19 protein-coding genes are annotated in these 26,920 nt (G+C 61.9%); 6 read left to right on the top strand and 13 right to left on the bottom strand.

What is annotated here, in order from left to right; all coding sequences use genetic code 11:
- Positions 1-2 precede the first annotated feature (2 nt).
- Positions 3-311: a DUF3572 domain-containing protein gene (locus tag HFO71_RS13610; RefSeq protein WP_131640329.1), complete on the bottom strand. Its 309-nt coding sequence runs from the start codon at positions 309-311 to the stop codon at positions 3-5.
- 133 nt (positions 312-444) lie between these two features.
- Here HFO71_RS13610 and HFO71_RS13615 point away from each other — a divergent pair, with 133 nt between their 5' ends.
- Together HFO71_RS13615 and HFO71_RS13620 are read left to right on the top strand one after the other, a co-directional pair.
- On the top strand, positions 445-816 hold the full coding sequence (locus tag HFO71_RS13615) for a response regulator (RefSeq protein WP_003547430.1): 372 nt from the start codon (positions 445-447) through the stop codon (positions 814-816).
- A gap of 18 nt (positions 817-834) precedes the next feature.
- Positions 835-2,208, top strand: a complete 1,374-nt coding sequence (locus tag HFO71_RS13620) for a PleD family two-component system response regulator (protein WP_020049511.1) — start codon at positions 835-837, stop codon at positions 2,206-2,208.
- A 747-nt stretch (positions 2,209-2,955) separates the two neighbouring features.
- On the opposite strand, the gene rpmG is transcribed toward HFO71_RS13620, so the two are convergent.
- The 9 genes from rpmG to HFO71_RS13665 all read right to left on the bottom strand — a co-directional run bounded on the left by rpmG (position 2,956) and on the right by HFO71_RS13665 (position 14,585).
- Positions 2,956-3,123, bottom strand: a complete 168-nt coding sequence (gene rpmG, locus HFO71_RS13625; RefSeq protein ID WP_003547442.1) for a 50S ribosomal protein L33 — start codon at positions 3,121-3,123, stop codon at positions 2,956-2,958.
- Positions 3,124-3,215: 92 nt separating this feature from the next.
- Positions 3,216-4,400, bottom strand: coding sequence for an MFS transporter (locus HFO71_RS13630; protein WP_025394117.1), 1,185 nt, complete (start codon positions 4,398-4,400; stop codon positions 3,216-3,218).
- Positions 4,401-4,654: 254 nt separating this feature from the next.
- Positions 4,655-5,107 carry a DUF983 domain-containing protein gene (locus HFO71_RS13635; RefSeq protein ID WP_131640328.1) on the bottom strand — a complete coding sequence of 151 codons (453 nt, stop codon included), beginning with the start codon at positions 5,105-5,107 and terminating at the stop codon, positions 4,655-4,657.
- Positions 5,108-5,229: 122 nt separating this feature from the next.
- Positions 5,230-7,596, bottom strand: coding sequence for a ribonuclease R (gene rnr, locus HFO71_RS13640; protein WP_168258257.1), 2,367 nt, complete (start codon positions 7,594-7,596; stop codon positions 5,230-5,232).
- A gap of 1 nt (position 7,597) precedes the next feature.
- Positions 7,598-10,252, bottom strand: a complete 2,655-nt coding sequence (topA, locus tag HFO71_RS13645) for a type I DNA topoisomerase (protein WP_168258258.1) — start codon at positions 10,250-10,252, stop codon at positions 7,598-7,600.
- A gap of 249 nt (positions 10,253-10,501) precedes the next feature.
- On the bottom strand, positions 10,502-11,644 hold the full coding sequence (gene dprA / locus HFO71_RS13650) for a DNA-processing protein DprA (protein WP_077976250.1): 1,143 nt from the start codon (positions 11,642-11,644) through the stop codon (positions 10,502-10,504).
- Positions 11,644-12,264, bottom strand: a complete 621-nt coding sequence (gene plsY, locus HFO71_RS13655; protein WP_077976251.1) for a glycerol-3-phosphate 1-O-acyltransferase PlsY — start codon at positions 12,262-12,264, stop codon at positions 11,644-11,646. Before plsY ends, dprA begins: the two co-directional genes overlap by 1 nt.
- Positions 12,265-12,342: 78 nt before the next feature.
- Positions 12,343-13,632: a dihydroorotase gene (locus tag HFO71_RS13660; protein WP_131640324.1), complete on the bottom strand. Its 1,290-nt coding sequence runs from the start codon at positions 13,630-13,632 to the stop codon at positions 12,343-12,345.
- Positions 13,629-14,585: an aspartate carbamoyltransferase catalytic subunit gene (locus tag HFO71_RS13665; RefSeq protein ID WP_007626148.1), complete on the bottom strand. Its 957-nt coding sequence runs from the start codon at positions 14,583-14,585 to the stop codon at positions 13,629-13,631. The genes HFO71_RS13660 and HFO71_RS13665 overlap by 4 nt, the downstream gene beginning before the upstream one ends.
- Positions 14,586-14,764: 179 nt before the next feature.
- On the opposite strand from HFO71_RS13665, the gene HFO71_RS13670 reads away from it, so the two are divergent.
- Positions 14,765-16,423: an acyl-CoA dehydrogenase family protein gene (locus HFO71_RS13670; protein WP_028741374.1), complete on the top strand. Its 1,659-nt coding sequence runs from the start codon at positions 14,765-14,767 to the stop codon at positions 16,421-16,423.
- Positions 16,424-16,490: 67 nt separating this feature from the next.
- On the opposite strand, the gene HFO71_RS13675 is transcribed toward HFO71_RS13670, so the two are convergent.
- Positions 16,491-16,700, bottom strand: a complete 210-nt coding sequence (locus HFO71_RS13675) for a type II toxin-antitoxin system VapB family antitoxin (RefSeq protein WP_077976298.1) — start codon at positions 16,698-16,700, stop codon at positions 16,491-16,493.
- 144 nt (positions 16,701-16,844) lie between these two features.
- Complete coding sequence (locus HFO71_RS13680; protein WP_131640323.1) at positions 16,845-19,715, bottom strand: Rne/Rng family ribonuclease; 2,871 nt, start codon at positions 19,713-19,715, stop codon at positions 16,845-16,847.
- Between the two features lie 623 nt (positions 19,716-20,338).
- On the opposite strand from HFO71_RS13680, the gene HFO71_RS13685 reads away from it, so the two are divergent.
- From HFO71_RS13685 to prfB, 3 genes are all read left to right on the top strand, one after another.
- The gene (locus HFO71_RS13685) at positions 20,339-21,595 is read left to right on the top strand and encodes an N-acetylmuramoyl-L-alanine amidase (protein ID WP_168258259.1); all 1,257 of its coding nucleotides are present in this window, start codon (positions 20,339-20,341) and stop codon (positions 21,593-21,595) included.
- A gap of 374 nt (positions 21,596-21,969) precedes the next feature.
- Positions 21,970-24,429: a penicillin-binding protein 1A gene (locus HFO71_RS13690; protein WP_131640321.1), complete on the top strand. Its 2,460-nt coding sequence runs from the start codon at positions 21,970-21,972 to the stop codon at positions 24,427-24,429.
- A 228-nt stretch (positions 24,430-24,657) separates the two neighbouring features.
- A protein-coding gene (gene prfB, locus HFO71_RS13695) for a peptide chain release factor 2 (protein WP_128404385.1) occupies positions 24,658-25,789 on the top strand; the annotation gives its coding sequence in 2 pieces (ribosomal slippage) (positions 24,658-24,726 and positions 24,728-25,789; 1,131 coding nt in all).
- 79 nt (positions 25,790-25,868) lie between these two features.
- Here prfB and HFO71_RS13700 read toward each other — a convergent pair.
- The gene (locus HFO71_RS13700) at positions 25,869-26,912 is read right to left on the bottom strand and encodes an alpha/beta hydrolase family protein (RefSeq protein WP_077976256.1); all 1,044 of its coding nucleotides are present in this window, start codon (positions 26,910-26,912) and stop codon (positions 25,869-25,871) included.
- Positions 26,913-26,920: the final 8 nt, after the last annotated feature.

The following is a 26,920-nucleotide window of genomic DNA, read 5'->3' on the forward strand; positions in this document are numbered from 1 at the left end:
GGTCAGTATTCTCCGGAATCGAGGCCCGGTGAAGAGAAATGCCGCCAGGCCGCCGTCACCGTCTCCGGGCTGATCCCGCTCGCCGCGCAGAAGGCCATCGCCGTCGGTTCATGGTTCATCAGGAAATCCATCATGCCGGCGAGGAATCCGGGATCGTCGACGGCGTTGCGCACCTGGCCGGGCGCCACACCCGACAGGGCGAGGAAGCGGCCGAACATGTCGGGATCGTCGGCAAGCCAGCCGAGCACGGCGATCGCCGTCTCGTGCGGGTCGGCGGCCTGTTGTTTCGAAGTCTTGAAGTTGCTTTGCATTTCGCTGGGTAAGTTACCTTTTCTTCAACCAAATACCGGTAGCGTGCGCTATCGGTTTCACGGAGCTATTTGTCCGCATGTGCCTTTCTCATGGGACGAACCGCTGCGCGAACGGACGTAGGGACAGCTTGTCATGCCCAAACAGGTGATGATTGTAGAAGATAACGAGCTCAACATGAAGCTCTTTCGCGACCTCATCGAGGCGTCCGGTTATACGACGATCCAGACCAGAAATGGTATGGAGGCGCTCGATCTGGCGCGCAAGCATCGCCCCGACCTCATCCTGATGGATATTCAGCTTCCCGAAGTCTCCGGCCTCGAAGTCACGAAATGGCTGAAGGAAGACGACGAGCTGCACGTGATTCCCGTCATCGCCGTTACGGCTTTCGCGATGAAGGGTGACGAAGAGCGGATCCGCCAGGGCGGCTGCGAGGCCTATGTTTCCAAGCCGATCTCGGTTCCGAAATTCATCGAGACGATCAAGACCTATCTGGGCGATGCCTGACGCATCGGAAAGACGCTGATGACTGCGCGAATACTGGTGGTTGACGATATTCCGGCCAACGTGAAGCTGCTCGAAGCGCGGTTGCTTGCGGAGTATTTCGACGTGATGACCGCAGCGGACGGCTACACGGCACTGGCGATCTGCGAGCGCAACCAGGTCGATCTCATCCTGCTCGACATCATGATGCCCGGCATAGACGGTTTCGAGGTCTGCGAGCGGCTGAAGGCCAGCCAGAAGACCGCCCATATTCCAGTCGTCATGGTCACCGCGCTCGACCAGCCGACCGATCGCGTACGCGGCCTGAAAGCTGGCGCTGACGATTTTCTTACCAAGCCGGTCAACGATCTGCAGCTGATCTCCCGGGTGAAGAGCCTGCTGCGGCTGAAGACGTTGAGCGATGAGCTGCGTATCCGCGCCGACACTGCCCATACGATGGGCATCGATGACCTCACACGGGCAGGCGAGGGCCGCGCCGACGAGACCGCTCAGGTCCTGCTCGTCGACGGCCGCGCCAATTCGCAGGAGCGCATCATCAAGGCGCTGAAGCCCGTCGCCGACGTGCTTGCCCTCTCCGATCCGCAGGCCGCCCTCTTCGAGGCGGCCGAAAGCGCGTTCGATTTCGTCATCGTCAACGCCAACTTCGACGATTACGACCCGCTTCGCCTCTGCTCGCAGCTGCGCTCGCTGGAGCGCACCCGCTTCCTGCCGATCCTGATCATCACCGAGCAGGGCGCTGACGAAATGGTCGTGCGCGCGCTCGATCTTGGCGTCAACGACTACATCATCCGCCCGGTCGATCCCAACGAACTGGTTGCCCGCAGCCTGACGCAGATCCGCCGCAAGCGCTATAACGACCGCCTGCGCGCCAGCGTCAAGCAGACGATCGAGCTTGCCGTGACCGATCCGCTGACCGGCCTTTATAATCGGCGCTATCTCGACAATCACCTGAACGTGCTCTTCAACCGTTCGATGGCGCGGGGCCGGCCGCTTTCGGTGCTGATCACCGATATCGACCGTTTCAAGCATGTGAACGACACCTACGGCCATGATGGCGGCGACGAGGTGCTGCGGGAATTTTCAAATCGCGTCCGTTCGACCATCCGCGGCGCCGATCTCGCCTGCCGCTACGGTGGTGAAGAATTCGTCGTCGTGATGCCCGACACCTCGCCGGAAATTGCCGCCGCCGTCGCCGAGCGTTTGCGCGCGGCGATCGAAAGCGCTCCCTTCATGCTGAAACACTCCGGGGAAGCGCTGAATGTCACTGCTTCCTTCGGCATCGCCTCGCGTATTGCGTCGGTGCTGACCCCGGGCCAGCTGATGAAACAGGCGGATCTGGCCCTTTACGAGGCCAAGAATACCGGTCGCAACCGTGTGGTGGCCGCGGCCGCGTGACGAATCACTTGCCGCCATATGTGCCATTTGCGAGTTTTCCACTGCGGTAAGCCAATTGTTACCGATTTTTAATTTCGCCTGTGCAATGCAGGGCTAAAATTTCGCAACTCAATAGCCCAAAAATGGACTCGCCGCGTTGCTGCGGATGTGTTGCCGCGCGATAGTCTTGAGAGTGTCAGGCCGTAGCTCACAATGAAATGAAGACTATAAAGAATGCCTGTCGCCAACAGGATCAAATAGATTGCGGCGGCGTCACCTCACGTAAGGGGAGGGGAGGCGTAAGTTGTTAAGTTATATTGTCGAATTTCTTCGAAGGGCGAAGCGCTACGCTTCGAGTTTAAGCAGAACCGATAAATCTTTGTATGCCCCAAATCTGGACTTTTAACCATAGAATCAAGATGAGAAAATTCATCATTAAGAATTTGTTGATTTTCTTTCATTTTTGCGCAAATTATCGGCTCATAAGAGAAGCGCTCCCGTTGAGGAGTTGTCGATACCCCATGATGCTCAGGTCCGCCGCATCTCCTGGGTCGTGGGGTCGGTCGGCTAGTAGGCAAGTTATAGCGGTTCCTCGTGCCGTTTTGCATGCTGGCCGACCCCCTTTCAAGAAAACGCCGCCACTTCCCGAAGATGGAAGGGCGGCGTTTGTCTGTTTGCGCTATCATTTTTTAAAGACGATCAATCCGGGCAATAAAAAACGCGCAACCCGAGGGCGCGCGCTTTTTTGAAATCCGTCAGGCCAAGTGATTACTTGATCTTGGTTTCCTTGAACTCGACGTGCTTCTTCGCAACCGGGTCGTACTTCGTCTTCGTCATCTTGTCCGTCATCGTACGGCTGTTCTTCGTGGTGACGTAGAAGAAACCAGTGTCGGCTGTCGACAGCAGCTTGATCTTGATTGTTGTAGCCTTGGCCATGGTCGTCCTGCCTTTAAGAAAATGAAAGCCGTGGAAGCCGGATGGGCTCCACGGCAAATCCTGGCGCGAAACTACGAATCCCGCTCGAAAAGTCAAGCCCGTTTTCGAATGAACATCAGTCTGATGCCGGAAAGTAGGGCGTAAAGACCGAAGAAAGCCGCAATCGCCCAGGCAAAACCGTTATTTCCAGCGACATCGATCGCCGCGCCGATCGCCTGCGGCCCGGCCACGGTTCCCATCGCATAACAGAAGACAAAGGCGGCATTGGCCGCTGCAAGATCGGAGCCCGTCAGCCGCGAGCCGAGATGGCTGAGGCCGACCGTATAGAGGCCCGAGACGCAGCCACCCCAGAAAAGCAGGAGCCCGGCCATCAGCAGCCAGTTGTCGAGCAACAGCGGCAACATCATCGAGCCGATGAAGCCCATCAGCGCCATGCCGGCCAGAAGCGGCCGCTTGTCGGCGATGCGGTCGGAAAGCAGGCCGAGTGGGATCTGAAAGATGACGTTGCCGACGCCCATCATGGTGAGCAGCAGTGCGGCCTGCGATTCGGTGAAATGGGCGCGCACGGCAAAGATCGGGAAAAGCGACAGCCCGCCCGCTTCGACAGCGCCGAAGATGAAGACCGCTGCCGTCGCCGTCGGCACCAGGAAAACGTAGCGCATGAAATGCAGCTCTGGCTTTTCCTCGAGCACCGGGCTTTCGTCGCGAGCGATGAAGATCGGAATGGCGGCAAGCAGGATGGCGCCGGCGCCGATCAGGAAGGGGAAGATGCCGTCGCTGCCGAGGATCGAAAAGAGCAGCGGTCCGGCCGCGAAGCCAAGGGAAAGCACCGTCGCATAGATGCCGAGCACGAAGCCGCGCTTGGAAGGCGGCGAAGCGGCGTTGATCCAGAATTCGGAGAGGATGAACAGCGTTGTCGTCGCGCCGTGGAAGGCGAAACGCAGCGGAAACCACATCCAGAAATCCTGGGCGTAATAGAAACCCAGCGCGCTCAGCGCCGAAATCAGCACGGCCCAGATCATTGTCGGAGCCACGCCATATTTATGGGCGAGCTTGGTGGTGATCGGTGCGGCGGCCATCGCCGCGACCCCGGCCATCGCCGTGTTCAGCCCTATCAGGGTGGACGAGATGCCACGTTTTTCGAGGATGATGCTGAGGAGGGGCAGACCGAGGCCGATTGCTATGCCAACGGCTGATATGGACGAGATGGCTGCCACCAGAGAAGGCCAATGGATTTCTTCGACATCGCCCGGTGTGCCGGTTCTCGGCTGAGACATTTATCCATCCTTAGAGAGGTGCGCGAACGCATCGGCCGATCCCGTCAGATAGATAGACACGGACGTGCCAAATCCAGGTGACGGATGCCGCTTCGCAGTATTTCCGATGTGAGTGACCATCTGCGGAATGTAAAGCCCGTTCGGGCAAGAAATGCTTACCATGTCAGGTCTTGAGGATCGTCGGCTCCCGCATTTGGGTGGTGGTCGGTGGAGGGCTGGCACTACACGTTAAATATGTCTGGAAGGTGAAGGCGCTAATTCGGCCGGCCGGGGATGTCGTAATCGTCCGGACCGTCGCTCTCGCCACCGAAGCCGTGCATGCGCAGCGCCCATTGCAGACCGATGACCCCGCCCTTGATCGGCTGGATCGAGGCAAGCGCGGTGATGACGGTGATCGGCGCCCAGATGGCCAGATGGACCCAGACCGGCAGCACGAAAGTCAGGTCGGTCAGCATATAGCCGCCGACCACGACGTGGCCGAGGACGAGGATGACGATATAGGGCGGCAGGTCGTCGGCGCGCTGGTGATGCATCGCCTCGCCGCAGGCTGCGCAATGATCGACCGGCTTCAGGAAGGCGCGAAAGAGCTTGCCGCTGCCGCAGGCCGGGCAGCGGTTCATCAGCCCGCGCATGATGGAGCGCCCAAGCGGACGCTCGACCTCGGGCGTATCGCCGTAGCGGAGGGCCGGATCGGTCGGTGTGCTCATCGCATGTTCCTCTTCGGATCTAAAACACGTCGCGCGAAACTCTGCAGCGGTTTGCGATAACGACATGCGTGAAAACAAGGGCCTATAGCGCGGGGAGCCAATCTGAAAGATTGCGACGTGCTTTAGTGCCGTCCGCGTGGCGGCCTTGTTCCGGGTTTCTTGCGAACCTGGCCCCTGTCGCGGCGCCCCGCCTTGTGGAAGGAGCGCATCGCCGCCGGCATTTCGCGGCCCTCGCTGATCATCTCGAAACGCAGCGCGCCGGCAAGCGGGATCGCTTCGGCAAGCTTTACTGTGACGCTGTCGCCCAGGCGATAGCCGAGCCCCGTCTTTTCACCGGAAAGCGCCTGGTGCGCCTCGTCATAGATGAAGTAATCGGTGCCGAGCGTAGATATAGGGACGAAACCGTCGGCGCCATAGTCCGGCAGGGCGATAAAAAGCCCCGATTTCGTCACACCCGAGACCCGCCCGGCAAATTCCTCGCCGACCCGGCCGCTGAGGTGATGCGCGATCAGCCGGTCGACGGTCTCGCGCTCGGCTGCCATGGCCCGGCGCTCGAATGTCGAGATTTCGGCCGCGATATCGTCGAGTGCTGCTTCCTCGTCCGGCGTGATGCCGCCTTCGCCGAAGCCGAGCGAGCCGACGAGGGCGCGATGCACGATGAGATCGGCGTAGCGGCGGATCGGCGAGGTGAAGTGGGCGTATTTCATCAGGTTGAGGCCGAAATGGCCGATATTCTCCGGGCCGTAGATCGCCTGGCTCTGCGAACGCAGCACCATCTCGCTCACCATGGTCTGATGCGGCGTGCCCTCCGCCTTCGCCAGAATGCCGTTGAAGTTGTTGGCGCGCATGTTGCCGCCCTTGGCAAGCGAGATGCCGAGCGTGGCCAGGAACTCGCGCAGGATCTCCTGCTTGGCAAGCGTCGGACCGTCATGGATGCGGTAGATCAGCGGCTGACGCTTCTTTTCGAGCGTCTCGGCGGCGCAAACGTTCGCCTGGATCATCATCTCTTCGATCAGCTTATGCGCATCGAGGCGTGGCGGCACGACCACCCGGTCGACCGTGCCGTCGGGCTTCAGGAGGATCTTGCGCTCCGGCATGTCGAGTTCCAGCGGCTGGCGCCGGTCGCGTCCGCGCTTCAACACCTCATAGGCGTGCCAGAGCGGCTTCAGGATCGGCTCGAGCATCGGCCCGGTCTGATCGTCCGGCTTTCCGTCGATCGCCGCCTGCGCCTGCTGGTAGGATAGCTTTGCGGCACTTTTCATCATGATGCGATGAAAGATGTGGCCGATCTTGCGGCCTTCCCCGGAAAAACTCATGCGCACGGCGAGCGCCGGGCGGTCAACGCCTTGCTTCAGCGAGCAGAGATCGTTGGAGATGCGCTCCGGTAGCATCGGCACAACGCGATCGGGGAAATAGACGGAGTTGCCGCGCTTCAGCGCCTCGCGGTCGAGCGGCGAATTGGAGCGGACATACCAGGAGACGTCGGCAATCGCGACGGTGACGATGACGCCGCCGGGATTGTCGGGCGAGGGGTCGAGCTCGGCATAGACGGCGTCGTCATGGTCCTTGGCATCGGCCGGGTCGATGGTGATCAGCGGTACGTCGCGCCAATCCTCGCGATGCGACATGCTGGCGGGCCTTGCGGCCTCCGCCTCGGCGATGACGGCCGGCGGGAAGACATGCGGGATGCCGTGCGCATGGATCGCGATCATCGAGATCGCTTTTTCCGAACCGACGGAACCGACGACGGAAAGCACCTTGGCGCGCGGCAGGCCGAAACGGCCGAGACGGGCGATTTCGACTTCGACCAGATCGCCGTCCGTGGCGCCGCCGGTGAAGTCGGGATCGATTACCATCTCCTCGCCGCGCCGTTCGATCGGCAGCAGCCGGCCGCCGCCGCCGGGTGCCGTACGGAAGACGCCCATCGAGGCGCCGCGGCGCCTGTCGATCACCTTGATGATCCGCGCCGTATAAGCCGGACCGCCGCGATCGACAGCCGGGAAGATCTTCGCCAGGATGCGGTCGCCGAGGCCTGCGACCGGCGCCTTGCCCTTGCCCTGGCGGCCTGCGGGCGATTGCTGGCGGATGGCGACGGCGGGTGCTACGCCCTGATCCTCCGGCCATTCCGCCGGCCGTCCGATCAGATCGCCGTCCTTGTCGCGTGTGGTGATGTCGAGAACGGTGACGGGCGGCAGCGCACCGGGACGGATCAGCGACTTGCGGTTCTTCTGCAGCATGCCATCCTGCTCGAGCTCCTGCAGCATTTGCTTGAGCTCGACGCGGCTATCGCCTTTCAGGCCGAAAGCCTTGGCGAGTTCACGCTTGGACGCTTTCTGCGGATGGTCGGCGATGAAGCGCAGGATCACCTCGCGCGAAGGCAGCGTGCCATGGACGATGTTCAGCGGCTCGACGGCGGAAGCATCCTTGCGGCCGATCTTGCCCGGACGCTTGCCCGCAGGGTTCGTTCTCTCGCGCGGTATCCTGCTCACGTCAGCCCTTTTTCGATTTCGCGGGCGCTTTCGCCTTCGTTGTTTTCGGCTTGGCAGCCGTCTTGGTGGTCTTGGCTTCGGCCGCCGCCGCCTTCGGCTTGGCTTTCGCCTTGGCCGCTTTGCCCACAGGCGCCTTGCCGGCCTTTTCGGCGATCAGCGCAAGCGCCTCCTCGACGGTGATCGCCTGGGGATCCTTGCCCTTCGGCAGCGTGGCGTTGACCTTGCCCCAGTTGACGTAGGGGCCGTACTTGCCGTCGCGCACGGTGATGGCGCCGCCATCAGGATGATCGCCGAGCGTCTTCAGTGCCGCCGGCGTGCCGCGCGCACCCCGCCCTGGGGCCTGCTTCGCCTTTTCAGCGATAACAGTCACGGCGCGGTTGAGGCCGACCGAGAACACGTCCTCGACGCTTTCCAGATTGGCATAGGAGCCGTCGTGCAGGAGGAACGGCCCATAGCGGCCGATGCCGGACGAGATCATCTTGCCTGATTCGGGATGTTTGCCAATATCGCGCGGCAGCGAGATCAGCGCCATCGCCTTTTCATAATCGATATCCTCGGGCTTCCAGCCTTTTGGCAACGAGGCGCGTTTGGCCTCCTTGCCGTCGCCGCGCTGGATATAGGGGCCGAAGCGGCCGGAACGCAGCGTCAGCTCCTCGCCGGTCGTCGGATCGGTGCCGAGGTTCTTCGGCTCGTTGAGCGCAGCACCGTCTGCTTCTCCGCCGTTTTCGGAGGAGAGCTGGCGGGTGTAGTTGCAGTCCGGATAGTTCGAGCAGCCGACGAAGGCGCCGTATTTGCCGAGCTTCAGCGACAGGTTGCCGGTGCCGCAGACCTGACAGATGCGCGGGTCGCTGCCGTCCTCCCGTTTCGGGAAGACGAGGGGTGCCAGCGCCTCGTTCAGCGAATCGAGCACGTTGGTGACGCGCAGTTCCTTGGTGTCCTCGATCTGTGCGAAGAAATCCTTCCAGAAATCGCGCAGCACCTGCTTCCAGTTCAACTCGCCGGCGGAAATCCGGTCAAGCTTCTCTTCGAGATCGGCGGTGAAGTCGTATTCGACATATTTGGTGAAGAAGCTCTCGAGGAAAGCCGTCACCAGACGGCCCTTGGCCTGCGGAATCAGCTTGCGTTTGTCGATCGTCACATAGTCGCGGTCGCGCAGCGTCGCGAGCGTCGCGGCATAGGTGGAGGGGCGGCCGATGCCGAGCTCTTCCATCTTCTTGATCAGCGAGGCTTCCGAATAGCGCGGCGGCGGTTCGGTGAAATGCTGCGTTGAATTGATCTTCTGCTTGGCGAGCGCCTCGCGCGCATTGATCTCCGGCAGGCGGCCATCCTCGTCGCCGTCGTCGCTCTGCTCGCCATCTTCCTTCTGGTCGGTATAGGCGGCGATGAAACCATCGAAGCGGATGACCGAACCGACGGCGCGCAGACCGGCCTTCTCTCCCTTATTGTCGGCGGTGATTTCAGCCGTCGTGCGCTCGATCTCGGCCGACGCCATCTGGCTGGCGATGCCGCGCTTCCAGATCAGCTCGTAGAGCCGAATCTGGTCGGCATCGAGGAATTTGCGCACACGGTCGGGCGAGCGGTCGAAATCGGTCGGGCGGATCGCCTCGTGCGCCTCCTGGGCGTTCTTCGCCTTGGTCGAGTAGAAGCGCGGCTTTTCCGGCATGTAGCGCTGGCCGAACTGGTCGACGATGGCGCTGCGCGCCGCGTCGATCGCCTCTGGCGCCATCTGCACGCCGTCGGTTCGCATATAGGTGATGAGACCGACCGTCTCGCCGCCGATATCGACGCCCTCATAGAGCCTTTGCGCGATCTGCATGGTGCGCGAAGCGGAGAAGCCGAGATTGGAGGAGGCGGCCTGCTGCAGCGTCGAGGTCGTAAACGGCGGTCCCGGGTTGCGCTTGACCGGTTTCGCCTCGACCGTGTCGACCACATAGCTCGCACCTTCGAGCAAGGCCTTCAGCCGGCCGGCATCTTCGCCGTTGCCGATTGCGCGCGGCTGCAGCCGTTTGCCGTTCGCCGAAACCAGCCTCGCCTCGAACTCGTCGCCGCGTGGCGTCTTCAGAAGCGCCGAGATGTTCCAGTATTCTTCCGAAATGAAGCGCTCGATCTCGGATTCACGGTCACAGACGAGGCGAAGCGCCACCGACTGAACGCGGCCGGCCGAACGTGCGCCGGGCAGCTTGCGCCACAGTACCGGCGAAAGATTGAAGCCGACGAGATAATCGAGCGCGCGGCGCGCGAGATAGGCATCGACCAGCGGCACGTCGATGTCGCGCGGATCGGCCATCGCGTCGAGCACCGCCTTCTTGGTGATCGCATTGAAGACGACGCGCTTGACCGGTTTACCGTTCAGCACGCGCTTCTTGTTCAGCATGTCGAGAACGTGCCAGGAAATCGCTTCGCCTTCGCGATCCGGGTCGGTCGCGAGAAACAGGCCATCGGCGGACTTCACCGCGTCGGCAATGTCCTTCATCCGCTTGGCGGAGGCGCTGTCGACCTCCCAAAGCATTTCGAAATCCTGATCAGGAAGAACTGAGCCGTCCTTGGCAGGCAGATCGCGCACATGACCGAAGGAGGCGAGCACTTTGTATCCCGGACCCAGATACTTATTGATCGTCTTGGCCTTGGCAGGCGATTCCACCACTACAACATTCATGATGATTCTCTAAAAAGGAAACGACGCCAGCGTTGAAGCCAGCGCGACACACACCGCAACATGGATATCGGCCCTCCGACATGGACAGGGAAATCGCCGCGGTCAAGGGGTTTGCTACAATTTTACCTCTTGTGTCTTCTGCAGCCGAAGGGAGAGTATCGATGGAATACAATTATAGATAGTCTATCGAAGGTTTTCGACTCACGGTTCGGCAATTCGCAAAGCCGCCGCCTGATGTCGTACCCAGGTTCAATCGGAAAGCGAGACGAGACCGCCCTGATGCCGGTGCAGCCTGCCTGATATATCGAGTTCCAGAAGGATGAGATAGACCGCGGATGCCGACAGGCCGGTATGGCGGATGACGTCGTCGATCTCGACCGGCGTCGGCCCGAGCGCATCGATGATGCGGTTTCGATCGGAATCGCCTGGCGGCACCGACATTGCCTTGCCGTCAGGTGCCGGTTTCTCCGCCATCGACGATGGGAACAGGTCGAATTGCGCAAGCGGCGCCAGGGCCTCGATGACATCGGCGGGCGCGGTGACGATCGAAGCGCCGTCCTTCAGCAGGCCGTTGGTGCCATGGCAGCGCGGATCGAGCGGCGAGCCGGGCACGGCAAACACCAGGCGGCCGAACTCGCCGGCAAGCCGCGCCGTGATCAGCGAGCCCGAACGCGTCGCCGCTTCGATGACGACGAGGCCGAGCCCGATGCCGGCGATCAGCCGGTTTCGGCGTGGGAAGTCGCGGGCGCGGGGTTCCCAGCCGAAGGGCATCTCGCTCACCGCCAGGCCATTGCCACCGGTTATCTCTTCGAGCAGGCCGATATTCTCTGGCGGGTAGGGTTGGTCGAGGCCGCCGGCGAGTGCTGCGATCGTGCCCGTGTCGAGGCTTGCCCGATGGGCTGATGTGTCGATGCCGCGCGCCAGGCCGGAGACCACGGTGTAACCCGCCCGGCCGCAGTCACGCGCCACCATCGCTGCGAATTTCGCGCCTGCGATCGAGGCGTTGCGCGAGCCGACGATACCGACGGCCGGTCGTTTGGCAGCGGCCAGCGCGCCCTTGACGGCCAGAAGCGGCGGCGCGCCGTCGATCTGCTTCAGCGCTTGCGGATAGTCCGGTTCACCGATGCCGACGAAGCGGGCGCCGAAGCGACGTGCCGCCTCCAGCTCCCGATGCGCCTCGGCCTCGCTGGCGATGCGGATTGCCCGTGTCGCGCCGCCGCGCGCCGAAAGCTCCGGCAATGCGGCAAGTGCTGCCTCGGCCGAACCGAAATGATTGATGAGGTCACGAAAGGTGGCAGGGCCGATATTGTCGGAACGGATGAGGCGCAGCCAGGCAATTCTTTGCCGCTCGGTCAGCACGACGCCTTTCGGTCCGGCGCTTAGCGCATCCATTATCCCTTTGCCCCGATCTTGCTTTCCGTCCCGCCCATCAGGCGCGAAATATTCGCTCTATGCTTCCAGTAGGAGATGAGGGTCATGATCGCCATGACAGCTGCAACCTTTTCATTGCCCAATATCCACAGTGCAACTGGAATGACAAGCATGGCAACCAGCGCCGACAGTGAGGAGTAGCGGGTGGTGAAAGCGACCGCCAGCCAGACGGCGGCGAAGAGCACGACCATGATCGGGGCAACGCCGAGCAGCGTGCCGATATAGGTGGCGACACCCTTGCCGCCCTTGAAGCCGATCCACACCGGGAAAAGATGGCCGATAAAGGCGAAGAAGCCGGCGATGATCGCGGCTTCCTCACCGAGTAAATAGCCGACGACCCAGGCTGCCGCCGATGCCTTCAGCGCATCGAGCAGCAGCGTCGCCGCGGCGAGCGTCCGGTTTCCTGTTCTCAGCACATTGGTCGCACCGATATTGCCGGAGCCGATGCTGCGCACGTCGCCGAGGCCGGCGGCGCGCGTGAGGATCAGGCCGAACGGGATCGAGCCGAAGAGATAGCCGATAACGGCGGCGGCAAGCGCGATCGGCAGCGTGATCTGCCATGACATGAGATTGGATAACATATGCCCCCTCAGCCTCTCCGTGGCCTATCCTCGAGTCAGCCTTCTCCCGCTGGGGGATGGACGGCGATCGTGTCGGTTCTAAATTGCGTGGACAAGCTTTCCCGAGACGTATGTCGCGACCGCCCGCCCACTGAAGCGCGCATCCTCGAACGGCGTATTCTTCGAGCGGGAGAGAAGCATGTCTTTGGCGACAAGCCAAGGCTCATCGAGATCGATCAGCGCGATATCGGCCGCAGCGCCCGGCTTCAGCGTGCCGGCATTCAGGCCGAAAATCTGAGCGGGGCGGGTCGACATGGCGTCGATCAGGCGCATCAGGCTCACTTGGCCGCCATGGTGAAGCCTGAGCGCTGCCGCCAGCATGGTTTCGAGGCCGATCGCGCCGTCCTCCGCCTCGCCGAAAGGCAGACGCTTCGTATCGACGTCCTGGGGGTCGTGCGAGGAGACGATGATATCGATCGCGCCGCTCGCAAGGGCGTCGACCATCGCCACCCGGTCGTCTTCCGGACGCAGCGGCGGATAGAGCTTGAAGAAGGTGCGGTATTCGCCGATGTCGTTTTCGTTGAGCGCCAGATTGTTGATCGAGATGCCGCAGGTCACCTTGGCGCCGCGGTTGCGGGCGCGTTCGATCGCCTCGACGGATTCCGGCACCGAGATCATCGGGGCGTGATAACGGCCACGCGTCAGCTGCGCGATCCTCAAATCGCGTTCGAGCGGGATGAGCTCGGCTTCTTTTGGAATGCCGGAAAGCCCGAGCCAGCTGGCAAAAAGCCCCTCATGCATGACGCCGTTGGCGCCGAGATATTTGTCGCGCGTCTCGCAGCAGACGACGGCGCCGAATTCGCGCGCATAAGTCATGATCCGGCGCAGCACCTGTGTGTCGTGGACGCTGGAATGGGCATCGGTGAAGGCGACGGCGCCCGCCTGCATCAGCAGGCCGATCTCCGTCATCTCCTCGCCGGCAAGTCCCTTGGTGATGGCGGCTGCCGGATAGACGTTGACGGCGGCCGTATCCCGCGCCGTCTTCTTGACAAATTCGACGAGCGCGATGTCGTCGATGATGGGATCGGTGTCCGGCATCATGATGATCGAGGTGACGCCGCCGGCGGCTGCCGCCCGGCTCGCCGAGGCTATCGTCTCGCGGTGTTCGCCGCCGGGTTCGCCGACATGGACGCGCGCATCGACGAGGCCAGGCGTCGCCACAAGGCCCGTGCAGTCGCAGATGACTGCGCCATCAGGCGCGCCCTGGTTCTGCGCCTTGTGGCCGGCGGCGAGAATCACGCCGTCTTCGGCAATGATCGTCCCGATCTCGTCGAGATTGCGCGACGGGTCGATGATACGGACGTTTTTGAGGACGATCGGGTTGCTCATGCCATCATTCCATCGCTTCGGGGACCCTGGTTCTGCGAGACGAGCAGCGTCTCCATGACGGCCATGCGCACCGCGACCCCCATTTCCACCTGTTCGGCGATGACGCTCTGCGGTCCGTCCGCCACTTCCGAAGCGATTTCGACGCCGCGGTTCATCGGGCCGGGATGCATGACCAGCGCATCCTCCTTGGCCGCCTTCAGCGTTTCGGCGTCGAGCCCGTAGAAGTGATAATATTCGCGCACCGAAGGTACGAAGGCGCCGGACATGCGCTCGCGCTGCAGCCGCAGCATCATCACCACGTCGGCGTCCTTCAGCCCTTCCTTCATCGAATGGAAGACCTCGACGCCCATCTCGGCGATGCCGGCCGGCAGGAGGGTCGCGGGCGCGACGACACGCACGCGGGCGCCCATCGCATTGAGCAGCAGGATATTGGAGCGCGCCACGCGCGAATGCAGCACGTCGCCGCAGATCGCCACGATGATGCGCGAAAGCTTGCCCTTGGCTCGACGGATCGTCAGCGCGTCGAGCAGTGCCTGGGTCGGATGTTCGTGCTGCCCGTCGCCGGCATTGACGACCGAGCAGGAGACCTTCTGGGCGAGAAGGGCGGCGGCACCCGCGCTGGAATGCCGGATCACCAGCACGTCGGGGCGCATCGCATTCAGCGTCATCGCCGTATCGATCAGCGTTTCGCCTTTCTTCACCGAGGAATTGCCGACCGACATGTTCATGACGTCGGCGCCGAGCCGCTTGCCGGCAAGCTCGAAGGAGGCCTGCGTGCGAGTCGATGCCTCGAAAAAGAGGTTTATCTGCGTCAGTCCGCGCAGCGTCGACGTCTTCTTTTCTCTCTGCCGGCTGATCTTGACGGCCTCGTCCGCCTTGTCGAGAAGATAGGTGATATCCTGCTCGGTGAGGCCCTTGATGCCGATGAGGTGGCGGTGGGGGAAAAAGACCATGACCCTGCCTCTTGCTGTCTCTGGCGGGTCTATAAAGAGTGCTGCCCGCCGGGGCAAGCATGTGCTGTGGGCAAAGGCTTATGTCCCCATGCATTTTCGCCCGAATTCCGATAGAGCAGAATGAACCGAATCATAACTTCCGGTTTCCCTTTGCCGGGTTCTTACACTAGAAGCGAATTATGACCTCCGCCAACCGGACTGACGACAAACTCGCAGAACTCAACCAGCCGAGCCTGTGGTCCGGCATCAACGCCTATCGATCCGATCCGCTGATCGTCGATCTGACCGCGGCTTTGCCGCGCGGCATCCGCGAAGACCTGGAAAACATGGGCCGCTACGTCACCTCGCCGGAGGCGCAGGAGATGGCGCGCATGGCGAACCAGGGCGCGCCGCAGCTGCGCACCCACGGTCCGCGCGGTGAACGCGTCGACGTCGTCGAGTTTCACCCCGCCTGGCATGCGCTGATGCGCCGCTCCATGTCGGTCGGCCTGCATTCCTCCGTCTGGGATCCCCAGGCTGATACCGAGGCCAAGGATGAGGCCCATAAGGTTCGCGCCGCGCGGTTTTATCTGACATCGCAGCTGGAATCCGGCCATCTCTGCCCGCTGACGATGACGAGCGCCTCCGTTGCGGCACTCTCGGCCTCGCCCGCGGTCCAGAAGGACTGGGCGCCCAAAATTCTCTCGCGCAAATATGATTCGTCGAACAAGCCCGCCATGCAGAAATCCGCCGTGACCATCGGCATGGGTATGACAGAAAAGCAGGGTGGCACGGATGTGCGCGCCAACAGGAGCGCTGCCGAAAAGGTCAGCGAGGGCATCTACCGGCTGTCCGGGCACAAATGGTTCATGTCGGCGCCGATGAGCGATGCCTTCATTATGTTGGCGCAGACGAAGGAGGGCATGGGCTGCTTTCTCGTGCCGCGCCTTCTGGAGGATGGTTCCGCCAACGGACTGCAATTCCAGCGGCTGAAGGACAAGGTCGGCAACCGCTCCAACGCCTCTTCCGAGGTCGAGTTTACAGACACGTTCGGTTTCCTGCTCGGTGGTCCGGATGCCGGCATCCGCACCATCCTCGACATGGTGACGCTGACTCGGCTCGACTGCGCGCTGGCCTCGTCAGGCATGATGCGCGCCTCGCTCGCCGAAGCCGTGCACCACACCCGCGGCCGCAGCGTCTTCGGCAAGATGCTCGTCAACCAGCCGATCATGACGCGCGTGCTCGCCGACATGGCGCTCGATGTTGCCGCCGCGACGGCACTGTCCTTCCGTCTTGCCGACGCCTTCGACAAGGCGCGCGGCAATGCCGAGGAAGCGGCCTATGCCCGTGTCATGACGCCGGTCGCCAAATACTGGTGCTGCAAAATTGCGCCCGCGCTGATCTATGAGGCTATGGAATGCATCGGCGGCAATGGCTACATCGAAGAGCGCCCGATCGCCCGCCATTACCGCGAGGCTCCCGTCAACGCCATCTGGGAAGGCTCCGGCAACGTCATGGCGCTCGACGTGCTGCGCGTGCTGAACCGCGGCAAGGATCTGTTCGAAACGGTCTTTGCCGGCCTTGCCCGCGATCTCGGCCCCGCCGGCAAGAAGACCATCGACGTGCTGCGCGCCGCAATCGCGCTGTGCGAACAGGATGAGGGCGCCGCGCGCCTGCTCGTCGAGCAGTTGGCGCTCGCCGCCGGTGCCGCCGAACTCTATCGGCTGGGGGCAGGGCGCATTGCCGATGCCTTCATCGAGACGCGTCTTGCCGGCGGCTGGCGCTCCACCTACGGCATGCTCGATTCCCGCTTCGACGCCAGCTACATCGTCGACCTGCTCTATCCCCCGGCCGCCTGATCGCAAGCAGGGTCAGGCGATCTCAAGGCCGAGACGCTCGGCCATCGGATCGAACTGTCGACGACGATCACCTTGTATCGTCCGACCGGTCATGACGTATCTCGTCGAGGTCGCCTTCCCAGCCGATCCCCGCGAGATCTGCGATCGCATTTTTCCGCCGGTGCTTCTCGACAAGGGTTCGCAAAGCCTGCTCGACAGTGGCCTTTTTCGTCGCCAATCCCGCGGCGGTCATTGCCGCGTCGAGCAAGGCATCATCGATATCGATATTCGTCCGCATGATCGCGCCCCATATGGGATCATCGTAGAAGATATACATCCACGCCACGGCGGTTCAAGCTCGGCGACGATGCCGTCACCATAAACGAAAATCCGGCCGCGTCGCCGCGGCCGGATATCAATGTTTACGTCCGAAAATCAGCGTTCAAAAGAAGCCACGGCGCTGCCACCAGCCGGCTTTCTTCGGCTTGCCGTCATCGCCTTCGCCATTCTCGACGCGGGTGGATTTCACCGTTGGCTCGGAGGAGGAGATGTTGGATTCGCGGTTGGCGCGAACCGGCTTTGCTTCTTCCTGAACTGATGTTTCGAGATCGGCGGAGGCTTCCACCAATTCCGGTTCGGCCTCGGCCACAGGGGCCGTCTCTGCAACCGGTTCCTCGACCGGCGCTGCGGCCGGTTTACGACGGCCGCGGGCGCGGGCGGGCTTTACCTCTTCGGTTATGACAGGCGCGCTCTCGACGGCTGCCATCGCGGCCTGGCCTTCGTCGGCCTGTTCGGCAATCGCCTCGACCGCTACGGCTTCGCTCGGAGCGCCGTCGTTCGAAACGTCGTCGCCTTCGTCCTCGTCGTCGCCATTGTCTTCACCGGCTTCGCCAGCTGTCAGTTCGGAGCCATCCTCGGCGCGATTGCGGCGGCCGCCACGCTTGCCGCGACGGCGGCGCTTGCGGCGCTGCGATTCCTCGCTTTCAGCGCGTGTCTCGGGCGTGGCCTCGGTGTTTTCATCACCTTCGCCGCCCTCGTCGTCGCCTTCCTCATCCTCGTCGCCAGCTTCGCCTGCTGATACCGGCTGTTCGGCATTGCCGTTGCGGCCGCGGCGGCGCCTGCGGCGCTTGCGCTTGCGGTTGCCGTCAGCTTCGCCTTCCGCGCGGGCCGCGACGGGCCGCTCGGCAACGGCCGGCTTTTCCTCGAGTTCCTCGTCTTCCTCCTCATCCACTTCGATGACGATATCGTCGTCATCATCCTCGGGAATGGCTGCGAAGTTAAAGAGGGTTTCGATCTTGACCGGGTTTTCCACCGGCTCGCCGCGATCGATCGCGAAATGTTGCGCGCCGACCGAGCCGTCAGCATCGATGATGATCGCGACGCCGAAGCGGCTCTCATAATCGACGATCGTCTGGCGCTTGTGGTTGAGCAGGTAGAGAGCGATGTCAGGCGTTGTGCGCACGGTGATGTTGTGCGTGGTGTTCTTCAGCAGATATTCCTCGATGCCGCGCAGGACATGCAGGGCGACGGAGGACTGCGAACGCACATGGCCGCTGCCGCCGCAATGCGAGCAGACCTGCGTGGTCGATTCGAGAACCGAAGCGCGGATGCGCTGGCGCGACATTTCGAGCAGGCCGAAATGCGAGATCCGGCCGACCTGGATGCGGGCGCGGTCGTTCTTCAGGCATTCCTTCAGCTTCTTCTCGACAGCGCGGTTGTTGCGCTTCTCTTCCATGTCGATGAAGTCGATGACGATCAGGCCGGCAAGGTCGCGAAGGCGAAGCTGGCGGGCGACTTCGTCTGCAGCCTCAAGGTTCGTCTGTAGCGCGGTGTCCTCGATCGAATGTTCGCGGGTCGAGCGGCCGGAGTTGACGTCGATCGAGACCAGCGCTTCGGTCTGGTTCATGATCAAGTAGCCGCCGGACTTCAGCGTCACCTGCGGCTGCAGCATGCGGTCGAGCTGAGCCTCGATGCCGGAACGCGAAAAGATCGGATGGATGTCGCGGTAGGGCTGAACCACCTTGGCATGGCTCGGCATCAGCATCTTCATGAAGTCTTTCGCTTCACGATAGCCTTCTTCGCCGGAAACGATGACTTCACTGATATCCTTGTTGTAGAGGTCGCGGATCGAACGCTTGATCAGCGAGCCTTCCTCATAGACGAGGCAGGGAGCGGTGGACGCCAGCGTCAGCGTGCGCACATTCTCCCAGAGGCGCATCAGATATTCAAAGTCGCGCTTGACCTCGACCTTGGTGCGGTTGGCACCGGCGGTGCGAAGGATGACGCCCATGCCCTGCGGCACCTCGAGCAGGCGCGCAATTTCCTTCAGGCGCTTGCGGTCGGCAGGGTTGGTGATCTTGCGGGAAATGCCGCCGCCGCGCGCCGTGTTCGGCATCAGCACCGAATAGCGGCCGGCGAGCGAGAGATAGGTGGTAAGGGCTGCACCCTTGTTGCCGCGCTCTTCCTTGGCGACCTGCACGAGCAGGATCTGGCGGCGCTTGATGACTTCCTGAATGCGGTACTGCTTGCGCGGCTTGCGCTGCACGCGGTCCGGCACTTCTTCCATCGCGTCTTCGGCGCCGACGGATTCGATGACTTCCTCTTCGCCGTGATCGTCATCGTCGTCGTCGTCATCGTGGCGACGCTTGCTGGTATCGACGTCCTCGGAAATCGAGTCGGTTTCCACCATCGCAGCCATCGCGCCGCCGGTCGAACCGTCATCCTCATTGTCGACGCTGGAAGCGCCTTCGGCTTCGACGTCTGTGGGAACAGCATCCTCGGTCGCGGTCGTTTCGACAACCGGTTCTACGACCTTCTTGCGGCTGCGGCGCGGCCTTGCCTTCTTGGCCGGCGCTTCCTCGGTGGCCTCGGGTGATGCCGCGGCCTCTACCGCTGCGGTCTCTTCCGTTACGGCAGCCGTTTCCGGCGCCTCTGCCGGAACGATGCCGACATCCGGTTGATCCTGTTTGGAAAGATCGACCATCGGTGCGGTTTCGACATGCTCGACATCTTCGTCGCGGCGATGCTCCTCGGCCTCGGCCCGAAGCAGTGCCTGACGGTCGGCAAGCGGTATCTGATAATAGTCGGGATGGATTTCGGCGAAGGCCAGGAAGCCGTGCCGGTTGCCGCCATAATCGACGAAGGCGGCCTGCAGCGAGGGTTCGACCCTCGTTACCTTTGCAAGATAGATGTTGCCGCGGATCTGCTTCTTGTGCTGGGACTCGAAGTCAAATTCTTCTATGCGGTTCCCGCGAACGACAACGACGCGCGTCTCTTCCTCGTGAGACGCATCGATAAGCATTTTGTCTGCCATGAAAGCTGTGCTCCTCGGCGTGGCCGCGAGAGCGCATTCCCGACTGCTGTTGAGACAGAAAGAATGCGGTCCACTGTGGCCGCGCCGGATAATGAAAGTCGCGCCTGATGCGAGGGGGAGGGCAGCAGCCAGACCGCAGCCGGAACCATTTCGGTCCGGGGCCTGTACACTTCAGATAAAACCTGCTGCGAAACCATCAACAACCAAGCGTGATCGACAAATACGAAGACCCGTTCGGGTCCGATGAGTTTGCTCCCTGAGAGCGTGGTGGCTGATCCACCAATGAATTCCGACAATAAGCCGGAAAATCAGGATCGAGTTCTAGGGATGAAGCGCATGAGACGGCGGACGATGACCGGTGTGGCGCCAGGTCCTGATCTGGCTGGCAGCCTTTGCGGCGACTCTATCCCGTCAACACTTTACCCTGAAATTCGTTGTATGTTTTCTGTGTCACAATAGCAAGGGGAAAGCCAAATGTGCCATAATATTGATGGATTTCGCAACGCATACAAGCTGGGATAAAAGTGATCGCGATTCGGCAGGCTGCAGCGGGTGTTTCGTCACAGGACGTTGGCCGCAGCCGCGTCGGGTCCATCGCAATACAGATAGGGTGTGGCGGTTTATTGTTTAAGAGGGCTCGGATCGCGGCGAAATCCGCAGCGCCGCGATCGACATTCGCAAGGCGGGTTCTGGCGGCGCTTCTGGTCGCTAGTCTGCTGCCGGCCGCTGCCAGCTCTGTCGAGGCCGGGGATCCGCTGCTTGCCTATGGCGCGCGCATCGTCGGCGACGACGCAAGGACCCGCATCGTCATCGATTTCGATCGCGAGCCGCGTTTCTCCGTCCACTATATCGCCAATCCGGAACGCATCGTCGTTGACTTGCCGGCGACCGCCTTCGGGTTTCCGGCGAAGGATCTTGCCGCCCGCGGCCTGTTCAAGGATATCCGCTACGGCACGATGGACGAAGAGAGCGCCCGCATCGTGCTGACGACGGCAGGGCCGGTGAAGCTGGCGCTTGCCAAGGTGCAGGCCGATGAGACGGGCAACGGCCATCGCCTCGTGCTCGATGCGGAGATGATCGACAAGAAGGCCTTTGCCGAACTGGTGAAGACGCAATCCTGGAGCGATCGGACTGAGGCGGCTCAGACGACAAGCGCCATTCCGGCACCGCAAAAGGCTGCTCCCGGCGATTTCGTCATCGCCGTCGACGCCGGCCATGGCGGCATCGACACCGGCGCGATCGGCGTCGACACCAAGACCGAGGAAAAACAGGTGACGCTCGCCTTCGCCAAGGCCTTCACGGAACGGCTGAACAGGGAACCGGGCATCAAGGCTTTCCTGACGCGCGAGGACGACGAGTTCCTGTCGCTTTCGCAGCGTGTACTGATCGCCCGCCAGAACCATGCCGGCCTCTTCATTTCGCTGCATGCCGATACGCTGAAACAGAAGGATATCCGCGGCGCGACTGTCTACACGATCTCCGACAAGGCATCCGACAAGCTCGCCGCCGACTTGGCCGAACGCGAAAACCTCTCCGACCAGATCGCCGGCAAGGAGACGGTCGCCGAGCCGCCCGAGGTCGCTGACATCCTGCTCGATCTGACGCGGCGCGAGACCCAGGCTTTCTCCATCTCGCTGGCCGAGAGTGTGCTGAATTCTTTCAAGGATCAGGTCGGCACCATCAACAATCCGCACCGTCATGCCGGCTTCCGCGTGCTGCAGGCCCCTGACGTGCCGTCGATCCTTCTCGAAATCGGGTTCCTCTCGAATGCCGAGGACGAGAAACTGCTGCTCGACGAGGCCTGGCGCGGCAAGATCGCCGGTCTCTTGACCGACGCAGTGAAGCGATACCGCGCCGCCGTCATGGCGAATGGCGGCTGACGGCCGCCGCCTAAAAATCTGTAGCGGTTGGGCACGGCGGCCCACCTGAAAACAAACATACATAAAAACAAAGATTTAAGTGCGCCGCATGAATCAAATTCTGAGCAAGACACCTCAGATTGGCGGCGGGAGCGGGCGTTGCTTGGATGTGACAGTTCTAATGAAACGCCGCCGCAGCGGTGAATGCGGCGCAGACAGCCCTATTTTGCTCACATTCGCGCCGTTACTCCGGCTTATGTTTCGCAGCCTGAGGCGCGGAATCGGCTTGTGGCGGTAGCGCTCATGGAGTAAGCCGCGCAACGTGCAAATTGCCTTGATCTTTGCAATCGTTGCGTCTGCGCCGATTGAAGATCGAAAAGACCGGTAGCTGAAATATGGTTAGACTTTTTGGATATTTCTTCGGAATGGCCTGCGTCTTGTTTCTGGTCGCGGCGGCGGGTATTGCCATTTATCTCGCCAATGTCGCGAAGGATCTTCCGGACTATGCCGTTCTGAACAGCTACGCGCCGCCGGTGACGACCCGCGTCCATGCCGGCAACGGCGCTTTGATGGCCGAGTATGCCAAGGAAAAGCGTCTCTTCCTGCCGATCCAGGCGGTTCCCGACCGTGTGAAGGCGGCTTTCCTGTCGGCAGAAGACAAGAACTTCTACAATCATCCGGGCGTCGATCTGACCGGTCTCGGCCGCGCAATCCTCGTCAACCTGCAGAATTTCGGTTCCGGCCGCCGCCCGGTCGGCGCCTCCACAATCACCCAGCAGGTGGCCAAGAACTTCCTTTTAAGCTCGGACCAGACGATCGACCGCAAGATCAAGGAAGCGATCCTCTCCTTCCGTATCGAGCAGGCCTACAGCAAGGACAAGATCCTCGAACTCTACCTGAACGAGATCTTCTTCGGTCTGAATTCCTATGGCATCGCCGGCGCAGCACTCACCTATTTCAACAAATCCGTCACCGAACTGACCGTCGCCGAAGCCGCCTATCTGGCATCGCTGCCGAAGGGTCCTGCCAATTATCATCCGTTCCGCCATCCGGAAGCTGCACTCGAGCGTCGCAACTGGGTGATCGACCGGATGGTCGAGAACGGTTATGTCAGCCAGAGCGACGGCCAGGAAGCCAAGAAGCAGCCGCTCGGCGTCACCGCCCGCACCACCGGCCCTTCGCTCTTTGCTTCGGATTATTTCGCCGAAGCCGTGCGCCGTCAGCTGATCGACCAGTACGGCGAAAAGGTCCTCTATGAGGGCGGCCTTTCGGTGCGCACGTCGCTCGATCCGCAGATGCAGCTCGCTGCCCGCAAGGCGCTGCAGGACGGTCTGGTCACCTATGATGAGCGCCGCGGTTTCCACGGCCCGATCAAGCAGATCGATGCGAGCGGTGATTGGGGCAAGGCGCTTGCCGATATTCCCACACTGTCCGACGTGCCGGAATGGCGGCTCGCCGTCGTGCTCGCCGTATCCGACTCGACCGTCGACATCGGCCTGCAGCCGGCCAAGGATGGAAGCGGCAAGGTTGCAGCCGATCGCCAGCGCGGCACGATCGACGCCAAGAACATGCAGTGGGCATTCCGTTCGGCCGACGGCGCCCGCAAGACCACAAAATCACCGGTCGGCGCCGTGTCCCCCGGTGACGTTGTCTATGTCGCAAAGCTCGGTGACGACGCGTCTACCTCCTATCGCCTGCAGCAGCCGCCGAAGGTGCAGGGTGGCCTGGTCGCCATGGATCCGAAGACCGGCCGCGTGCTCGCCATGGTCGGCGGCTTCTCCTATGCCCAGTCCGAATTCAACCGCGCCACCCAGGCGATGCGCCAGCCGGGTTCCTCGTTCAAGCCTTTCGTCTACGCGGCGGCGATGGACAATGGTTATACGCCGGCTTCGGTCATCATGGACGCGCCGATCGAAATCGTCTCGGGCGGCCAAGTCTGGAGGCCGGAGAACTACGGCGGCGAATCCGGCGGCCCGTCGACGCTGCGTTCGGGCATCGAGCATTCGCGCAATCTGATGACGGTGCGCCTCGCCAACGATCTCGGCATGAACATCGTCGCCGAATATGCCGAGCGCTTCGGCATCTACGATCACATGCTGCCGGTTCTTTCCATGTCGCTCGGCGCCGGCGACACGACAGTGCTGCGCATGGTCTCGGCCTATTCGGTCATCGCCAATGGCGGCAAGCAGATCAAGCCGACATTGATCGACCGCATCCAGGACCGCTACGGCAAGACGATCTTCAAGCATGAGGAGCGTCTGTGCGAGGGCTGTAATGCCGGCGACTGGCAGAACCAGGAAGAGCCGAATGTCGTCGACAATCGCGAAACCGTTCTCGATCCGATGACCGCCTACCAGATCACGTCGATGATGCAGGGCGTCATCCAGCGCGGCACCGCTGCCGGCAAGATCGATCTCGGCGGTCGCGACGTCGCCGGAAAGACCGGCACCACCAACGACGAGAAGGATGCCTGGTTCGTCGGCTTCACGCCGGATTTGGTCGCAGGCCTCTATATGGGCTTCGATACGCCGGGCCCGCTCGGCCGCGGCGGCACCGGCGGCGGTCTCTCCGCCCCGATCTTCAACGAATTTATGCAGGTGGCTGTCAAGGACACGCCGGAATCGAAATTCGTCATTCCATCAGGCATGAACCTGATCCCGATCGACCGCAAGACCGGCATGGCCGCCGTCGACGGCGATCCGAACACCATCATCGAGGCCTTCAAGCCCGGAACCGGCCCGGCCGACAGCTTCTCCGTCATCGGAATGGACAGCACCATGGCGCCGGAGGAAATCCTGAAAACGTCGCCGCAGGCAAACCAGGCTGTCCAGACCGGCACGCCCGGCCTGTTCTGACCGAGACCTGAATTTTGTATGCCCGCCGCGGCCCTTTACATCCGCGGTGGGCGTCTCTAGAGCAATTCCAGCAAAAGTGCATAGCGGTTTTGCCGAGAAAAGCGCAAAGCGACTTTCCCAGGGAATTGCGCGAAACCAAAAAGATAGAGCATCTCCGTGGCTCGGAGAAAAACGGAAATGCGCTATCTCACCAGCACCTGAAGAAGACCGAGACAGAGAAGCAGGAAAATGCGAGCGGAAATCGAAAACGTGGTCGATGAAACCAAGCAGGCTATCACCCTGCTGAGGAGGCATCTTTGACTGGGACCAGGCGATAAGACGGCTGGACTGGTTGAACAACAAGGCAGAGGATCCGAACCTCTGGAACGACGCTTCCGAAGCGCAGAAGCTGATGCGCGAACGCCAGCAACTCGATGACGGCATCAACGGCGTCAAGCAGCTCGAGCAGCAGCTGAACGACAATATCGAGCTGATCGAGCTTGGCGAGGAAGAGGGCGACCAGAGCGTCGTCAAGGAAGCCGAAGACACGCTGAAGGCCTTGAAGGCCGAGGCCGGGCGCCGTCAGGTGGAAGCCATGCTCTCTGGCGAAGCCGATGGCAACGACACCTATCTCGAAGTCCATTCCGGCGCCGGCGGCACCGAAAGCCAGGACTGGGCGAACATGCTTTTGCGCATGTACACCCGCTGGGCCGAACGCCAGCGCTTCAAGGTCGAGCTTCTCGAAGTCCATGACGGCGAAGAGGCGGGCATCAAGTCCGCGACCCTGCTCGTCAAGGGCCACAATGCCTATGGCTGGCTGAAGACGGAATCGGGCGTGCACCGACTGGTGCGCATCTCGCCCTACGACAGCAATGCGCGTCGCCACACCTCCTTCTCGTCGATCTGGGTCTATCCGGTTGTCGACGACTCGATCCAGATCGAGATCAACGAAAGCGACTGCCGCATCGATACCTATCGTTCGTCGGGTGCTGGCGGCCAGCACGTCAACACCACCGACTCGGCCGTGCGCATCACGCATATCCCCACCGGCATCGTCGTGCAGTGCCAGCAGGAGCGCTCGCAGCACAAGAACCGCGCCAAGGCCTGGGACATGCTGCGTGCCCGCATGTATGAAGCCGAACTGAAGAAGCGCGAGGACGCCGCCAGCGCCGAAGCCGCTTCCAAGACGGAGATCGGCTGGGGCCACCAGATTCGCTCCTATGTGTTGCAGCCCTATCAGATGGTCAAGGACCTGCGCACCGGCGTCGCCAGCAGCGCGCCGGATGACGTTCTCGACGGCGACCTGAACGAGTTCATGGAAGCAGCACTCGCTCACCGCATCAGCGGCGCCGCCGACGCGGTTGTCGAGGATGTCGACTGATCGGATTGACGATGGATGAGTTGGAAAGCCCCGACGGGGCTTTCCTTTTGCTCAAACCATTATGCAGCAATTCAAAATGTTACAGCGTCCTTTGCGCCTCTGAAAAGACGCGCGGCGCTGTAATGCCGCTGTCTTGAAACAGTGCTGCCGACAGATCGGCAATCTCGTCATGAATGGCTGCGCGCTCAATGCCCGGGGGATCGGTAAAGAGTTCCGCCGCAAAGGCGAGGCCGAGCGCTGTGCCCTCTGGCACGAAGACATAGTGCCCAAGGCCGCCGCCGAAGATTCTAAGAGCGCCGCGCCGCAGTCGCGCATGCAGCCACGACGAACATTCTTCGGCCGGTGACGCCCGGTCGGCATCACCGACCAGGATAAAGGCAGGCGCATCGACGGCTTTCAGGCTTTCCTCGCTGAAGCCGAGAACGGACCGGCCCGGCGCGCAGATGAGTGCGGCCTTGATTCTGTCGTCTCGGTAAGACTCCGACATCCGGGACCACGAATCGCGAAACACATCGCTGGTGCGCAGCAATGCCGGGATATGATCGGCAAGGTCGGGAAATTCCCTCGGTCCGCGCGCGCCACCCGGCTTCATCCTGGACGGTTCGAACTGCGAGAACTGGGCGACAGCGCCAAGCAGCAGCATCACACTATAGGCTCCGGCCGAAAATCCGGCTGCGAAGACGTTGTTCGTATCGATATGGCCTGAGAGATCGCTGAGCCACGCATCGCAATGGTCGAGCATGTAGCTTAGATCCGGCGCCCGCTCCCAAAGGCAGGCAAAGCCTTCAGCGCGGTAGGGCTCGATGCCGGTATTGCCGTGATGGCTGACGCCGAGCGCTGCAAATCCGCGATCGACCAGGCGTCGCGCCAGCCACTCCAGTCCGGCCGCGGAGCCGCCGGTGCCATGCGACAACAGGACGAGGGGATAGGGCCTGGCCTCCGGCCGGATGGGTGCATCGCGGGCGACGGCCGCCTTCTGGAACCAGCTTCTTTCCGGGACGTCGCTTTGCGCGTCGTCGGCGGCGGGGTACCAGAGGGACCAACTGATGGGTCTGGGGCCGGCGGCGTCCCAGCTCGACCTGTTCTCGTCGCAGAGGACGCCGTCGCGAAAGCCCAGTTTCATCGCTTGGA

It is taken from the genome of Rhizobium laguerreae, assembly GCF_019778565.1.
Taxonomy (GTDB): domain Bacteria; phylum Pseudomonadota; class Alphaproteobacteria; order Rhizobiales; family Rhizobiaceae; genus Rhizobium; species Rhizobium laguerreae.